Source organism: Streptomyces sp. WMMC1477, assembly GCF_027460245.1.
Lineage (GTDB): Bacteria > Actinomycetota > Actinomycetes > Streptomycetales > Streptomycetaceae > Streptomyces.
Genome location: NZ_JAPZBD010000003.1, coordinates 3,092,155 through 3,107,280, shown reverse-complemented (window position 1 = coordinate 3,107,280; position 15,126 = coordinate 3,092,155). Strand labels below are relative to the sequence as shown.

The 15,126-nt window shown below is 73.0% G+C and carries 14 protein-coding genes and 1 pseudogene; 6 read left to right on the top strand and 9 right to left on the bottom strand.

The genetic code is table 11. From position 1 onward, the window contains the following. Position 1 precedes the first annotated feature (1 nt). Positions 2–1,591: an FAD-dependent oxidoreductase gene (locus O7609_RS14350; RefSeq protein ID WP_269743668.1), complete on the top strand. Its 1,590-nt coding sequence runs from the start codon at positions 2–4 to the stop codon at positions 1,589–1,591. Positions 1,592–1,697: 106 nt separating this feature from the next. Here O7609_RS14350 and O7609_RS14345 read toward each other — a convergent pair whose 3' ends face one another. Continuing rightward, positions 1,698–3,026, bottom strand: coding sequence for an NADH-quinone oxidoreductase subunit D (locus O7609_RS14345; protein ID WP_269736557.1), 1,329 nt, complete (start codon positions 3,024–3,026; stop codon positions 1,698–1,700). A 365-nt stretch (positions 3,027–3,391) separates the two neighbouring features. Here O7609_RS14345 and O7609_RS14340 point away from each other — a divergent pair, with 365 nt between their 5' ends. Further along, the gene (locus tag O7609_RS14340; RefSeq protein WP_269736558.1) at positions 3,392–3,652 is read left to right on the top strand and encodes a CopG family transcriptional regulator; all 261 of its coding nucleotides are present in this window, start codon (positions 3,392–3,394) and stop codon (positions 3,650–3,652) included. Then, positions 3,649–4,092, top strand: coding sequence for a PIN domain-containing protein (locus O7609_RS14335; protein WP_269744359.1), 444 nt, complete (start codon positions 3,649–3,651; stop codon positions 4,090–4,092). Before O7609_RS14340 ends, O7609_RS14335 begins: the two co-directional genes overlap by 4 nt. A gap of 172 nt (positions 4,093–4,264) precedes the next feature. On the opposite strand, the gene O7609_RS14330 is transcribed toward O7609_RS14335, so the two are convergent. Next, positions 4,265–4,987, bottom strand: a complete 723-nt coding sequence (locus O7609_RS14330; protein WP_269743667.1) for a hypothetical protein — start codon at positions 4,985–4,987, stop codon at positions 4,265–4,267. Positions 4,988–5,260: 273 nt separating this feature from the next. Between O7609_RS14330 and O7609_RS24755 the strand changes: the two are divergent. Further along, positions 5,261–5,413, top strand: a pseudogene (locus O7609_RS24755) (LuxR C-terminal-related transcriptional regulator); the annotation flags it as partial. 390 nt (positions 5,414–5,803) lie between these two features. Further along, positions 5,804–6,637, top strand: coding sequence for a C40 family peptidase (locus O7609_RS14320; RefSeq protein WP_269743666.1), 834 nt, complete (start codon positions 5,804–5,806; stop codon positions 6,635–6,637). Positions 6,638–6,865: 228 nt separating this feature from the next. Here O7609_RS14320 and O7609_RS14315 read toward each other — a convergent pair whose 3' ends face one another. From O7609_RS14315 to O7609_RS14290, 6 genes are all read right to left on the bottom strand, one after another. Beyond that, the gene (locus tag O7609_RS14315; protein ID WP_269736561.1) at positions 6,866–8,158 is read right to left on the bottom strand and encodes a geranylgeranyl reductase family protein; all 1,293 of its coding nucleotides are present in this window, start codon (positions 8,156–8,158) and stop codon (positions 6,866–6,868) included. 66 nt (positions 8,159–8,224) lie between these two features. Then, positions 8,225–8,917, bottom strand: a complete 693-nt coding sequence (locus tag O7609_RS14310) for a demethylmenaquinone methyltransferase (RefSeq protein WP_269743665.1) — start codon at positions 8,915–8,917, stop codon at positions 8,225–8,227. A gap of 77 nt (positions 8,918–8,994) precedes the next feature. Further along, the gene (locus O7609_RS14305; protein WP_269736563.1) at positions 8,995–9,498 is read right to left on the bottom strand and encodes an imidazolonepropionase-like domain-containing protein; all 504 of its coding nucleotides are present in this window, start codon (positions 9,496–9,498) and stop codon (positions 8,995–8,997) included. Positions 9,499–9,521: 23 nt separating this feature from the next. Continuing rightward, positions 9,522–10,718, bottom strand: coding sequence for a cyclic dehypoxanthinyl futalosine synthase (gene mqnC / locus O7609_RS14300; RefSeq protein ID WP_269736564.1), 1,197 nt, complete (start codon positions 10,716–10,718; stop codon positions 9,522–9,524). 117 nt (positions 10,719–10,835) lie between these two features. After that, complete coding sequence (locus tag O7609_RS14295) at positions 10,836–12,638, bottom strand: serine/threonine-protein kinase (protein WP_269743664.1); 1,803 nt, start codon at positions 12,636–12,638, stop codon at positions 10,836–10,838. A gap of 77 nt (positions 12,639–12,715) precedes the next feature. Then, complete coding sequence (locus O7609_RS14290; protein ID WP_269736566.1) at positions 12,716–13,594, bottom strand: menaquinone biosynthetic enzyme MqnA/MqnD family protein; 879 nt, start codon at positions 13,592–13,594, stop codon at positions 12,716–12,718. A 332-nt stretch (positions 13,595–13,926) separates the two neighbouring features. Between O7609_RS14290 and O7609_RS14285 the strand changes: the two genes are divergently transcribed. After that, the gene (locus O7609_RS14285; RefSeq protein WP_219090706.1) at positions 13,927–14,130 is read left to right on the top strand and encodes a cold-shock protein; all 204 of its coding nucleotides are present in this window, start codon (positions 13,927–13,929) and stop codon (positions 14,128–14,130) included. A gap of 364 nt (positions 14,131–14,494) precedes the next feature. Here the strand turns inward: O7609_RS14285 and O7609_RS14280 are convergent, their stop codons facing one another. Beyond that, positions 14,495–14,986: a general stress protein gene (locus tag O7609_RS14280; protein WP_269736567.1), complete on the bottom strand. Its 492-nt coding sequence runs from the start codon at positions 14,984–14,986 to the stop codon at positions 14,495–14,497. Positions 14,987–15,126: the final 140 nt, after the last annotated feature.

Genomic DNA, 15,126 nt, shown 5'->3' with positions numbered 1-15,126 from the left:
AATGAGCGAGAACCCCACCTCCGAGCCGACGGGCGGCTCCGCCGATCCGGTCGTGGTCGTCGGCGCCGGGCCCTGCGGCCTGGTGACGGCCTGCGAACTGCTGCGGCACGGCGTGCCCGTCCGCGTCCTGGAGGCCGCGAAGGCACCGCCCAGGGGCTCGCGGGCGATCCTGCTGTGGCCGCCGACCCTGGAGGTCCTGGACGGGCTCGGGCTGCTCCAGGAGGCGGAGGCGTGCGGCATCCGGGCCAAGGCGCTCGCCTACCACATGGGCGACGGGAAGACGTTGCGCGTCCCCCTCGGCGCCGCGAACCAGCCGCTGCTGATACCGCAGGAGGAGACGGACCGGCTGCTGCGCGGCGCGCTGGAGAAGCTCGGCGGCGCGGTCGAGTACGGCACCCGCGTCACCGACGTGGCCGCTTCCGCCGACGCCGTCACCCTCACCGTCGGGAAGCCCGGCCGCACGGAGGAGCCGGAGCGCGCCGGGAAGCCCGGGCAGCCCGGCACGTCGGCGACGGCCGGGGAGCCCGGGGCGGACGGGGCGGACGGGGACGGCGGCTCCGCGACCGTCACCACCCCGTGGCTGATCGGCGCCGACGGGGTCGGCAGCACGGTGCGGCAACGGCTCGGGACGCCGTTCACCGGCGGCGGGGTGCCGATGACGTTCCTGCTGGCCGAGGGCGAGGTGGAGGGCGAGTTCCCGCGCGAGGAGGTGCACTACTTCCTCCGCCCGGCCGGTGTCATCCTGCTGTCCCCCCTCCCCGGCGGGAAGGTCCGCGTCTCGGGGCCGGTCCCGCCGGAGTTCCCCTGCACCCAGGAGGGAGTGCAGCGCATCCTGGACGAACGCGGTCCGGGCGGGCTGCGGTTCGTCTCCCCGTCCGCCATCGGCACGTTCACCAGCCAGGAGCGCATCGCCGAAACCCTGCGCAGCGGACGGGTGTTCCTCGTCGGCGACGCCGCGCACGTCCACTCGGTCGTCGGCGGCCAGGGGCTCAACCTGGGCATCCAGGACGGCCGCAACCTCGCCTGGAAGCTCGCCGGAGTCATCGGGGACCGGCTGGCCCCCGGGGTGCTGGACAGCTACAGCACCGAGCGCCGCGCGGTGGCCGAGCAGGTGGTGCAGAGCACCGGCAAGATGGTGCGGATGGCCGCAGCCGGACCGGCGGCGGCCCGGCTGCGCAACGTCGCGTGGGCGCTGATGCAGCTCACCGGCGTCCTGCACCGGTGGTACGCGGCGATGCTCGCCGGGCGTCTCACCCGCCAGCCGGACGTGCTCTTCGGCCGGCCCGCCCCGAAGCCGCCGCGCGGGCTGCCGGCCCCGGGCAGCCGGACGCCGGTGTGGGTCCCGGCGCCGGCCGCGCCGGCGGATTCCGTCTTCCGGCTGGTGACGCTCGGGCCCGAGGAAGGGCAGCTGGCCTCCTCGGCCCGCAGCCTCGCCGCCCGCTTCCCCGGTCTCGTCGCGCACGACCACGTCGACCGGCGCAGGGCGGGCTGGCTGCTCCTGCGGCCGGACGGCTTCGTCGCGGCGTCCGGGAACACCGACGCCCGGCTGGCCGAGACGGGCGAACTCCTGGAGCGCGTCGCCCGCCGCTGACCGGTGCCCGCCACGTGCGGGGCGGCGCGGGGAAGCCCACCGGCTCCCCCGCGCCGCCCGAACCCCCGGATCGCCGCCGAACCGTCAGCGGCCGACGGCGACACCGTCAGCGGTCGACGCCGCCCAGCACCGGGTCGATGGAGGCGATCACCACGATCACGTCCGCGACCTGGCCGCCCTCGCACATCGCCGCGATGGCCTGCATGTTGGCGAAGGACGGGTCACGGAAGTGGACCCGGTAGGGGCGGGTGCCGCCGTCGCTCACCGCGTGCACGCCCAGCTCGCCCTTGGGCGACTCCACCGCCACGTACGCCTGGCCGGGCGGGACCCGGAAGCCCTCGGTGACCAGCTTGAAGTGGTGGATCAGGGCCTCCATGGAGGTGCCCATGATGTTGCGGATGTGGTCCAGGGAGTTGCCCAGGCCGTCGGGGCCGAGCGCGAGCTGCGCGGGCCAGGCGATCTTCTTGTCGCCGACCATCACCGGGCCCGGCTCCAGCCGGTCGAGGCACTGCTCGACGATGCGCAGCGACTGCCGCATCTCCTCGACCCGGATGAGGAAGCGGCCGTACGCGTCACAGGTGTCGGTGGTCGGGACGTCGAAGTCGTACGTCTCGTAGCCGCAGTAGGGGGCCGTCTTGCGCAGGTCCTGCGGCAGCCCGGCGGAGCGCAGGATCGGCCCGGTCAGGCCGAGGGCCATGCAGCCGGTGAGGTCGAGGTAGGCGATGTCCTGGAGCCGGGCCTTGAAGATCGGGTTGTTCGACGCGAGGGTCTCGTACTCGCCGAAGTTCTTGCGCAGCGTCTTCACCGTCTCGCGCATCGCGTCGACGGCGCCGGGCGGCAGGTCCTGGGCGAGGCCGCCGGGGCGGATGTAGGCGTGGTTCATCCGCAGGCCGGTGATCATCTCGAACAGGTCGAGGACCATCTCGCGGTCCCGGAAGCCGTACACCATCACCGTGGTGGCGCCCAGTTCCATGCCGCCGGTGGCGATGGCCACGAGGTGGGAGCTGATCCGGTTCAGCTCCATCAGGAGCACCCGGATGATCGTCGCGCGGTCGGGGATCTGGTCCTCGATGCCGAGCAGCTTCTCCACGGACATGCAGTACGCGGCCTCGTTGTGGAACGAGGTCAGGTAGTCCATGCGCGTCACGAACGTCGAACCCTGCGTCCACGTGCGGTACTCGAGGTTCTTCTCGATGCCGGTGTGCAGGTAGCCGACGCCGCAGCGGGCCTCGGTGACGGTCTCGCCGTCGATCTCCAGGATCAGCCGGATCACGCCGTGGGTGGAGGGGTGCTGCGGCCCCATGTTGACGATGATGCGTTCGTCGTCGCTCTTCTGAACGGCCTGGACGACCTCGTCCCAGTCCCCGCCGGTGACGGTGTAGACCGTGCCCTCGGTGGTCTCGCGGCCGGGTGCGTGTGACGTTGAGGTGCTCATCAGCTTTCCGACCTCCGCTGATCAGGGTCCGGGATGGCTTGCCTGTCCGCTCGTGAGATTGTGAGGCAGTTCACAAGACGTGCGTGCATCCTATGCCCCGCCTCTGTGACATGCGACACGGGCCGGAACGTCGATCCTGTGATCCTCAACACCCGAAGACCGGCTACTCCGAGCCTACGACTCCCCACATCCACGCACCGACCCCGAGCCTTCACCATTCGTCACGACCCGGCAGGCACTGACCCAAGTCGCGAGCCACCCCTGATAGCGCACACCGCCATGCCCGGCCAAATTCGCGATGGACAACGCGGCATGCTAGCCGCCAGGGGATACACCAACCCCGACACATGTACTAGCATCGACACATGCCCATGAAGCGGACCAACGTCTACGCCGACGCGGAAGACCTCACCATCATCAAAGAAGCCGCACTGCGGCGCGGCGTAAGCGAGGCAGAGATCATCCGGGAGGGCATCCACCTCGCCGCCATGGCGAACCGTGTCTGGGACGAGCCCCTGTTCTCCCGTACCTTCGAGGGTCCCGGCACGACTCCGGACAAGGCCGAGGTGCGCGACGTCGTCGCCGATGCCGTCGAACGACGGACCGATACGTGCGGGGCTTCGTGATCATCGTCGTCGCCGACACCTCCGGCCTGCTCGCCGCGCTGGACTCAGGGCATCCGGAGAACGCCGCCGCGGGCGAGGCGATCATGAGCGCCGGGCTGCTCGTCATGTCACCCCTGCTGCTGGCGGAGCTCGACCACGTGGCCACACGTCGCCTCGGGCGTGATGCGGCGGCGAGCGCCGTCGACGATATTCGACACTGGCTGCGTCGCGGCCGCGTCGTCATGCCGTCCGTCACCGAAGAGCACCTGGGCACCGCCCAGTCCGTACGCGCCCGCTACCGCGGCCTCGATCTGGACCTCGCCGATGCTGTGAACGTGGCCATCGCCGCCGAATACGACACCGACGCCGTACTGACGCTCGACCGCCGTGACTTCCGCACGGTGCGCCCACTCGGCCGCCACAAGGCGTTCCGCGTGCTGCCGGACGATCTGCCGCTCTGAAGCGGGAGCCGAACTCCGGGGTCCCCACGGGCGCCACCGTGGGCGTGCCACTCGTCGGTACCGCACTCGGTGTCTGCCGGTCGCGATCCGGGCGACACCGAGCGCCCCCGCCCCGGCCGGGGCGAGATCCGTCCGGCGGACCTCACGGCCGGGGCGGGGACGCCCGCTCACGTCACGGAAGCTCCGCGTAGGCGGCGAAGCCGGTGAACACGTCGATGTCCCCGCCGCCGACCCACAGTCGTCCGGCATCGGCGTCGACGCTCGTCAGCACGACGGCCTGCGTCGTCGGGCCCGCCACCTGGACCAGGCCCGGGCGCCCGGTACCGGCCTCGGTCGTGAGCACCAGCGGAGTGGAGGCCCAGTCGCCGTCGAACCCCTCTCCGACGACGACGGGGCGCCCGTCGACGATGGTCACGTCGTAGACCTGGGCCGACACCTTCGGCGTCGGCACCCGGCTCCACGCGGAGCCGTCGTAGTGCCAGGCGACCGGCCGGGCCGGGCCGGGGCCGGCGATTTCGATCCCCGCCGCCCAGACGTCGGTGGCGTCGACGGCCGCGAGGCCGGTCAGGATCTGCGAACCGTCGGCGGGGAACTCCTCCATCACGGTCCAGGACGTGCCGTCGAAGTGCGCCAGCCCCGGGTTGAGCGCCAACCACGCGTCGTCGGGCGCCAGCACCGTCAGGCTGTTGCCGTTGATCGCGCCCTCAAGGCCGTCGGCGTGCTCGGTCCACGCGCCGTCGGCGTACTGGTACACGACGGCGGGTTCGGCGGAGCCGATCCGCGCCCAGCCGGTCACCCACACCGTGCCCCGCGCGTCGACCACGACGTCGTCGAACGCGCCGATTTCGGCCGGGCTCGGGATCTCCGTCCACGTCGTGCCGTCCCAGTGCACCACCAGGGGGCTGGTCGAGCCGTCGGCGGCCGAACCGTCCCAGCCGACCGCCGCGTCCCGTCGCCCGCTCCCGGCCCTCGGTCCGCCCTGTTCCCACGTCCCGCATCCACACTCCTCCGGTCACGGCCGCGTCCGGCGACGCGGCCCTCTGGTGTGGTTGATGCAGCCGCATACGCCCGGGTTTCACCGAGCTCCCGCGAACCCGGTGGCGGACGGACGGGGACGCGGGAAGCATGCGGCGGATGGGGGAACGACCGGGACTGCCCTCCGGGCCGAGCCTGCGGCCGTGGGAGCCGGCACACGTCGAACGCGGAGATCGCCGCCGCGCTGTTCATGGGCGTGCCGACGGTGAAGGCGCATGTGTCCCGGCTTCTCGCGAAGCTGGATCCGAACAACCGGGTGCAGAGCGCGCCGCTCGTCCACGACGCCGTGTCCACGTCCCGAGCTCGGCGAGCTGACGGTTCGCCAGGGAGCGTGGGATTCCGCGGCGTTTGCCCATGTTGGCACGATCAGGGCGAGTTGTCTGGTTGAAGCGTTTGAGGCCACCGGGAAGGGTGGGACAGTGTGTGATCTGGGTCACTAAACCCGCGCGACACCAACCGTCACATTGGCGTTATCGGGCCGAGACATGCTAGGCCCGCCGGAGCCGCCGACAAAGCGGACAACCGCATGGTCGTGAACGCGTAGTCGGACATTGATCAACTCCTCCGGAGCGACGTGACGCGGGTTCAAAAGCCCCGAAGCGGACACCGTGTCCGCGCCTGTGGTGGAGAACACGACGCTTGAGTGGAACGTCCGGCGCCTGGTAGCCCTTTGCACATGTCCTCGAAAGCTCACATACGAAGCCACCGGAAGCCCCGGCGCGGTAACACGCTCATCCGCTCGGGTGTTGCCGGTGGCGTCTTCACGACCCTCGCGGTGACGGGTGCGGCCTCCCCGTCCTCGGCCGCGGGCCAGGCAGAGGCGACCGACGCCACGGTCGAGATGCCGACGCTGGACGGTCTCCTGACCGCCAGCACCACGGAGGCCGCCGAGGCGACGCGCACGCTCGCCATCCAGTACAACGTCGAGGCGGCCAAGGAGAGCGCCGCGGCGAAGGCCAAGAAGGCCGCCGCTGAGGCCAAGAAGAAAGCCGACGAGGCCGAGGCCGAGAGGAAGGCCGAGGAGGCCGCTGAGGCCCGTGCACGGGCCGCCGAGCGGGCCGAGCAGGAGCGGGAGCGCGTGACGGCCTCCCGGAGCGCCGAGCGCCCCGAGGCCCCCGCGACGACGAGCACCACCCCGGCGCCGTCCACCGCGACCGGAAGCGCCGCCGCCGTCGTGGACTTCGCCCGGGCGCAGGTCGGCAAGGCGTACGTCATGGGCTCCACGGGCCCGAACGCCTACGACTGCTCCGGCCTGACCACGGCCGCGTTCCGCCAGGTGGGCGTCGGCCTGCCCCGGACCTCGCAGCAGCAGTCCGTGACGGGCACGCAGGTGCCGCTCAGCCAGGTGCAGCCCGGGGACATCCTGTACTGGGGCAGCGCGGGCAGCGCGTACCACGTCGCGATCTACGTCGGCGACGGCAAGTTCGTCGGCGCGCAGAACTCCTCGACGGGCGTCGTCGAGCGCGACATGAGCTGGGACCCGCCGACCGGCGCGGTGCGCGTGCTCTGACGCCACCCCGGCCCAACGCGACGAAGGCGGCCGTCCCCTGGAGGGGGCGGCCGCCTTCGCCTGTGTCCCGAAGGGGCACGGCGAACCGCGCGAACGACCACAGCGCCCCGGTCCGCGGACCGGGGCGGGCCTGTCCCGGCCCCGTCCGGGCCAGGCCGGCCCGCGCTGGCCGGACCCGCGCCGCAGCGCGGACCTCCCCGGCGCGGCCGGCTGAACCGCCGGACGGGGCTACGCGCGCGGGCTGACCCGGGTGAGGCCGTTGATGATGCGGTCCATGGCGTCGCCGCCCGTCGGGTCGGTGAGGTTGGCCAGCATCTTGAGGGTGAAACGCATCAGCAGCGGGTGGGTCAGGCCGCGCTCGGTGGCGAGCTTCATGACCTTCGGGTTGCCGATGAGCTTCACGAAGGCGCGGCCCATCGTGTAGTAGCCGCCGTAGGTGTCGGACAGGACCTTCGGGTAGCGGCGCAGCGCCAGTTCGCGCTGGGCGGCCGTCTGCCGGGACTGGGCCTGCACGATGACGTCGGCCGCCATCGCGCCGGACTCCATGGCGTAGGCGATGCCCTCGCCGTTGAAGGGGTTCACCATGCCGCCCGCGTCGCCGACGAGCAGCAGGCCGCGCGTGTAGTGCGGCTTGCGGTTGAAGGCCATGGGCAGCGCGGCGCCGCGGATCGGCGTCGTCATGTTGTCCGGGGTGTAGCCCCACTCCTCGGGCATGGAGGCGCACCACGCCTTGAGCACCTCGCGCCAGTCCAGCTCGCGGAAGGCGCTGGAGCTGTTGAGGATGCCGAGGCCGACGTTGGAGGTGCCGTCGCCCATGCCGAAGATCCAGCCGTAGCCGGGCAGCAGGCGGTCCTCCGGGCCGCGCCGGTCCCACAGCTCGAGCCAGGACTCCAGGTAGTCGTCGTCGTGGCGGGGCGAGGTGAAGTAGGTGCGGACCGCGACGCCCATGGGCCGGTCCTCGCGCCGGTGCAGGCCCATCTTGAGCGACAGGCGCGTGGAGTTGCCGTCGGCCGCGACGACGACAGGAGCCTTGAAGACGGCCGGCTGCCGGTCCTCGCCCAGCTTGGCCTCGACGCCGACGATGCGCCCGGAGGCGTCCAGGATCGGGTCGCCCACGTTGCAGCGCTCGTGGAGACGGGCACCGGCCTTCTCGGCCTGCCGGGCGAGCTGCTCGTCGAAGTCGTCGCGCTTGCGCACGAGTCCGTAGTCGGGGTAGCTGGCCAGCTCCGGCCAGTCGAGCTGGAGGCGGTGGCCGCCGCCGATGATGCGCAACCCCTTGTTGCGCAGCCAGCCGGCCTCCTCCGAGATGTCGATGCCCATGCCGACGAGCTGCTTGACCGCGCGCGGCGTCAGACCGTCGCCGCACACCTTCTCGCGCGGGAACGCGGTCTTCTCCAGCAGGAGGACGTCAAGGCCGGAGCGGGCCAGGTGGTACGCCGTGGTGGACCCTGCGGGCCCCGCCCCGACGACGATCACGTCGGCCTGGTGCTCCGAGGCCGGCTTCGACGGCGATTCCGCCACGAGGACTCCCGAGGGGTGAGGCGTTGGGTGCTCGAAGTCTATGCGGGGCGCGTGCCCGCGCGGGGGTCAGGGCTTGGTGCCCCGGTGGAGGGCGACGATGCCGCCGGTCAGGTTGCGCCACGCCACCGCGTCCCACCCGGCCCGCTGCAACCGCCGGGCGAGCCGCGGCTGGTCCGGCCAGGAGCGGATGGACTCGGCGAGGTAGACGTAGGCCTCCGGGTTGGAGCAGACCGTCCGGGCGATCGGCGGGAGGGCCTTCATCAGGTACTCGGTGTAGACGGTGCGCAGCGGCGGCAGCACGGGGTGGCTGAACTCGCAGACGACGATCCGGCCGCCCGGCCTCGTCACCCGCAGCATCTCGCCCAGGGCCGCCTGGGTGTCCTGCACGTTCCGCAGCCCGAAGGAGATCGTGACCGCGTCGAAGGCGTCGTCGCGGAAGGGCAGCCGGGTGGCGTCCCCGGCCGTGAAGGGCAGGAACGGCCGCCGCTGCTTGCCCTCGCCCAGCATGCCGGTGGAGAAGTCGCACGGGACGGTGTAGGCGCCCGCGTCGGAGAACGGCAGGGACGAGGTGCCGGTGCCGGCGGCGAGGTCCAGGACCCGCTCCCCCGGCCGGACGGCCACGGCCTGCGCCACGGCACGGCGCCACAGCCGGGCCTGCCCCAGCGAGATCACGTCGTTGGTCAGGTCGTACTTGGCCGCGACCTGGTCGAACATCGCGGCGACGTCGTGGGGCTGCTTGTCCAGGCTGGCGCGCGTCACCCCGCCATTGTTCACCCTCCGCCGCCCCGGACCCGCGCCGGGGTGCGCGAGCCGCCCCGGCGCGGGCGCGGGGAGGTCTAACGGCGGCGGTGGACGATGCGGCCGGAGACGACCGTGGCGAGGCAGGTGCCGTCGGGTGCGGTCACGGTGAAGTGCGCGGGGCCGCCCACGGCGAGCACCGGGTCGCGGGGTCCGGCGAGGACCGGCAGCCCCGAGCGCTGTACCGCGGTCCGCACGGGCGGACGCGTGAACGGGCCGACGAGCGCCGTCACCCCGTCGGCCAGGAGGCGTTGGAGGCCGCGGCGGGCGCTGCCGCCCCAGCGGGCGTCGTCCAGCGGCCCGACGACCGCCGGGTCCAGCGGCCCGGAGCCGAGTTCCTCCCGGGGGTCCGGGTGGTAGGCGGACTCCAGCCATGCTGCTGCGTCCGCGCGGCACCGCCCCGGCCCGATGACGCCGGCCCAGCGGCGTTCCCGTGCCGCCGGGTACGCGGCGGCCAGCTCGGCGGCCGGGCCGAGCGCGGCGACCCGGGCGTCCGCCACGAGGACGGCGTCACCCTCGGACGGCACGTGCAGCGTCAGCACGACGAACCCCCGCCCCGCCCGGCTCAGCCCGCGTCGACGAGCTTCAGCTCCGGGTGCGCGGTGCCGCCCGCGATCGCCGTGGAGGACAGGTGGGAGACCACGCGGCCGTCCACCGGGTCGTTCGCCGGGTCGTCGTTGACGGTCAGGTGCTCGTAGGTCGTCGAGCGCTGTGCGGGCACCCGGCCCGCCGCCCGGATCAGGTGCAGCAGCTCGGTGAGGTTGGAGCGGTGCTTGGCCCCGGCCGAGGAGACGACGTTCTCCTCCAGCATGACCGAGCCCAGGTCGTCGGCGCCGTAGTGCAGCGAGAGCTGGCCGACGTCCTTGCCGACCGTCAGCCACGAGCCCTGGATGTGGGCCACGTTGTCCAGGAAGAGCCGGGCCACGGCGATGATGCGCAGGTACTCGAAGAGCGTGGCCTGCGTGCGGCCCTTCAGCGCGTTGTTCTGCGGCTGGTAGGTGTACGGGATGAACGCGCGGAAGCCGCCCGTGCGGTCCTGCACGTCCCGGATCATGCGCAGGTGCTCGATCCGCTCGGCGTTCGTCTCGCCCGTCCCCATCAGCATCGTGGACGTCGACTCCACGCCGAGCTTGTGGGCGATCTCCATGATCTCCAACCAGCGCTCGCCGGACTCCTTCAGCGGGGCGATGGCCTTCCGGGGCCGCTCCGGCAGCAGTTCGGCGCCGGCTCCCGCGAACGAGTCCAGACCGGCCGCGTGGATGCGGCGGATGGCCTCCTCGGGCGTCACCTTGGAGATCCGCGCCATGTGCTCGACCTCGGAGGCCCCGAGGGAGTGGATGACGAGCTGCGGGAACTCCTTCTTGATCGCGGAGAAGTGCTCCTCGTAGTACTCGACGCCGTAGTCCGGGTGGTGCCCGCCCTGGAACATGATCTGGGTGCCGCCCAGCTCCACCGTCTCGGCGCAGCGGCGCAGGATGTCGTCCAGGCTCCGCGTCCACACGTCGTCGCTCTTCGGCGCGGCGAAGAAGGCGCAGAACTTGCACGCCGTCACACAGGCGTTGGTGTAGTTGATGTTCCGCTCGATGATGTACGTCGCGATGTGCTCGGTACCCGCGTAGCGGCGCCGGCGGACGGTGTCGGCGGCCCGGCCCAGCTCGTGCAGCGGCGCGTGCCGGTAGAGCTCCAGCGCCTCCTCCGCGGTGATCCGGCCGCCCTGCGCGGCGCGGTCGAGCACGGACGTCAGGTCGGCGTTCTCGGTCACCGGGCGGCCCCTTCCGCAGGCTGTACGACGCGCCCCAGCGTACGCGAGCCCGGCGCCGCCCCGGGGGCCGGGCGGGAGGGGTCGAGGGGGGCGGCGCCGCGGGCCGGCCGGCTCCGGTCAGCCTCCGGCGCGGGTGAGCTCGCCCGTCGGGTTGCCCGCGGCCTGGTCGCGGGCGGAGAAGTGCAGCGTCCGGCCGCCGTCCCCGAGCCTGAGAGTGGAGCTCTCACCCGCCGTCGAGCACAGGGGGACGCCGAACACCGTCGGGTTCTCGCCCACGAGCTCCTCGGTGAACGTCAGCTCGGTGTCGGTGACGCTCTTCACCGTGCCGACGCCGCGGCACGTCTCGCCCGCGAAGAGGGTGCTCAGCTCCAGGGCCTCACCGCCGACGCCGCCCTCCTCGACCGTCACGGTGAGGACCCCGCCGCTCAGCCCGCTGTCCGTGGTGACCTCGCCCGACCAGGTGCCGACGAACCCCTTCGGGATCGCCGTTCCGCGGTCCTCGCCCGGGTTCCCCGTCGTGCCCGCGTGCGTGCCGCCCGAGGTCCCGCCGCCGCCGTCGCCTTCCCAGGGCAGGGGCACGAGGAAGCCGAGCACGAGGAGCACCACGGCCACGCCCGCGCCGACCCAGACCGGCAGCCGGTCGCGCCAGGTCGGCCGCGGCGGCGGTGGGCGGAAGCCGTGCGGGCCCGTCCCGCCGTGCGCGGCGTGTGGGCCGTACGGGTGGTACGCGCCGGTGGCGGGGGCCGGGCCGGGCCGCCCCGCGGGCCCGAAGCCCGCCGAGGCCGTCGGCAGATGCGCCTGCCCGGCCGCCGGGGTGGGCCCGTACGCCGAGGGCGGCGGCGTGGGCGGCCCGTACGACGGCGGGGGAGTGTGTCGGGACGGCGGCGGGGTGGGGCGGGACGGCGCGGTGGGGCCGTAGGCCGAGGGCGCCGGGCCGAAAGAGCCCTGCGGACTCCCGGCGTTCCCGGAGCCGCCCGGGTGCTCGGCGGCGGGGTCGCTCCCCCCGGGCGTCTCCGCCTCCAGCCCCAGCAGCGCCACCGCGCGGCGGCTGACGCCCTCCACGACCGGCCCCGGCAGCCAGCCCCCGGCGATCAGCTCCGCGGCCCCGCCCGCGCCCGCCTCCCCGGCCAGGCGCCGGGCGACCTCGGCCACCGGGGGCCGCGCGGCGGGCTCCTTGGCCAGACAGGCCGCGACGACGTCGAGCAGCTCGCCCTCCAGCCCGGTCAGCCGCGGCTCCTCGTGCACCACCTTGTAGAGCAGCACGGCGGCCCCGTCCCCGGAGAACGGCGGACGCCCCGTCGCCGCGAACGCGAGCACGGCCCCGAGCGAGAAGACGTCCGTCGGGCCGCCGACGTCGTGCCCCTGCACCTGCTCCGGGGACATGTAGCCGGGCGAGCCGACGGAGACGCCCGTCGCGGTCAGGGAGGCGGTGACGTCGGTGGCGCGGGCGATGCCGAAGTCGATCAGCCGGGGCCCGTCCAGGGTCAGCAGCACGTTGGACGGCTTGACGTCGCGGTGGAGGAGGCCCCGCTCGTGGACGGTCGTCAGCGCCTCCGCCAGCCCGGCGCCGAGGGCGCGGACCGCGGGCTCGGGCAGCGGATGGTGCTGCTCCACCGCCTGCTGGAGGTCCGGCCCGGCCACGTAGCCCGTCGCCACCCAGGGCGTGGCGGCGTCGGGGTCGGCGTCCAGCACGGGCGCCGTCCAGTCGCCGCCGACCAGCCGGGCGGCCTCGATCTCCCGGCGGAACCGGGCCCGGAACTGCTCGTCGGCCGCGAAGTGCGCGTGCACCACCTTGACCGCCACCGTGCGGCCACCGCCGCTGCGGCCCAGGTACACCCGGCCCATGCCGCCGGCGCCGAGGCGGCGCAGCAGCCGGTAGCCCCCGATGACCCGCGGGTCCTCCGCGCCGAGCGGCTCCATGTCTCGTCCCCCCTGTGTCCTACGCTGAGCGGCTCAGCGTAGGACACAGGGGGACGCCGACTCAGTCCAGGCTGCCGTCAGTCCGCGTGGCCACCGGGTGCGGGCAGCAGCTCCACGGCGACGTCGGCCGGGTAGCCCGTGTCCGGGCCCGTGCGCCGGGCGAACTCGGCGATTCCGGCCATCTGCTCCGGGCCCAGCCGGAAGTCGAGCGTCCGGAAGTAGCGGGCCAGCAGCTCCGCGTCGAACGTCTCCCAGCGGGCGGCTTGCTCGGCGACCTTCTCGACCTCCTCCAGCGACAGGTCCCGCGAGGCCAGGAAGGCCCGGTGCACCTCCCGGACCGTCTCCGGTTCGCGGTCCAGGTAGTCGCGCCGGGCGGCCCACACCGCGAAGACGAACGGCAGGCCCGTCCACTCCTTCCACAGCTGCCCGAGGTCGTGGACGCGCAGCCCGAGCCGCGGCGCGTCCTGGAGGGAGGCGCGCAGCGCCGTGTCGCCGATCAGCACCGCCGCCTGGGCCTCCTGCATCATCAGCCCCAGATCGGGCGGGCAGGTGTAGTACTCGGGGCGGATGCCGTACCGCTCGGCCAGCAGCAGCTGCGCGAGCCGCACGGACGTCCGCGACGTCGAGCCCAGGGCCACCCGCTCGCCGTGCAGGGCCTCCAGTTCGCCCTGGGAGACGATCACGCAGGACATCACCGGACCGTCGCAGCCCACCGCGATATCGGAGAGCGCGGTGAGCTGGTCGCTGTGCCGGAGGAATTCCACCAAGGTGACGGGGCCGATATCCAAGCCACCGTTCACGAGTTGTTCACTCAGCCTTTCGGGTGTGTCCTTGGTCAACTCGAGGTCGAGCAGGCTCCCCGTCCGGGCGAGACCCCAGTAGAGGGGCAGGCAGTTCAGAAACTGGATGTGACCGACCCGGGGCCGGGCCCGTGAAAAGCTCTTCTGCGCACGCACACTCCGGAGCGTACGCCTGGGCCCCGGCGCGCTCCCACGGGCCTCTCACGGGCCCGGCGGCGGGCTCCCGACCGGCGTCCCGGCCGACGTCGCGACCGGCATCGACGCACGTCGGCGCCGGACCAGGCGCTCCGCCCCGGCCGCGGCACGACGGATCTTGAACCACTACCGGTCCTGCACGGAGCGTGCTACGCTCAAAGCGAGTTGCAGTTTGGTTTCCTTGCAGTACAAAGCCTGCGGAGCATGTGACCGCGGGCTTTTGTCGTATTCAGACTTCAAGACTTCTTGCAGGTTCTGGAGCAGGGCGACCCTTGTAGGCCCAAGGAGGGCTTATGGCTACCGGAACCGTCAAGTGGTTTAACGCCGAGAAGGGCTTCGGCTTCATCGCCCAGGAGGGCGGCGGCCCCGACGTCTTCGTCCACTACACCGCCATCAACGCGAGCGGCTTCCGCTCGCTTGAGGAGAACCAGGCCGTGACGTTCGACGTCACGCAGGGCCCGAAGGGCCCGCAGGCGGAGAACGTCTCGCCTGCCTGATTCGCAAGAAGTAACACCCAAGGAGCCCCCGCCACGGCGGGGGCTCCTGCCCTTTTCCCCCCCCGTTCCCGGGGTCAGAGGTCGACGAGCGCCTCCAAGTCCACCTCCACCCCGAACGGCACCTGCGCCAGCAGCTTCCCCCGGTGCACCGGGTGCTCCGGCGCCGGCACGTACGCGCCCATTCCACGGTGCAGCCAGTACGCGTGAACCTCCGGCAGGTCGTCCGTCCCCCGCTCGACCCGCCGGTAGTAGGGCCGGGAGCGGGTGGTCCCGCGAACGACAGTACCGCCGCCTGCCAGAGGGACCCCAGCGCCGCGCGCTTGACGTCCACCTCCGGTGGCCACGCACCCGGGCCGCCCGTGCCCTATCCCGGCTCGCCCTGTTCCAGCCGCTGGAGCGCGCGCCGGGCCTCCTCGGCGTGCCCGCCCCGGGCGACGAGGTCGTAGCGGGAGGCGACCAGGCTCTGCTCGGACGCGAAGTCCCGGCGCCCACCGGTCGCGGCGTGCGAGGCGAAGCCGAAGACCGCGCCCCACACGGCCCCGATCAGCACGCCGCCGAGGATCAGGCCGAGCCAGACCGGGCCCGTGGTGAACAGACCCACGAGCAGGCCGATGAACAGGCCGAACCAGGCGCCGGTCGCCGCCCCCGCCGCGGCCGCGCTCCCCTTGGTGAACCGGCCGGTGACCCGCTCGACCGTGCGCAGGTCCGTGCCGATGATGTCCAGGTGCTCCACGGGGAACTTCGCGTCCGAGAGGCGATCCACGGCCGCCTGCGCCTCCCCGTAGGTGTCGAAGCTCGCCACGGTGTTCCAGGCCATGCTCACCGGGCTCGGAGCGCCCGGGTCCGTCTCCGACATGGGTGATCACCTTTCGTCGACGGCGACGTCACCGCCCCGAGTGCCCCGCATCCGGCGACATGAACGACGGGCCGTGGTCGCGCACCGCCCAGCCCTCCGACGTCAGACGTCGCCCGGCAGGACGCGAAACGCCCGGCGGG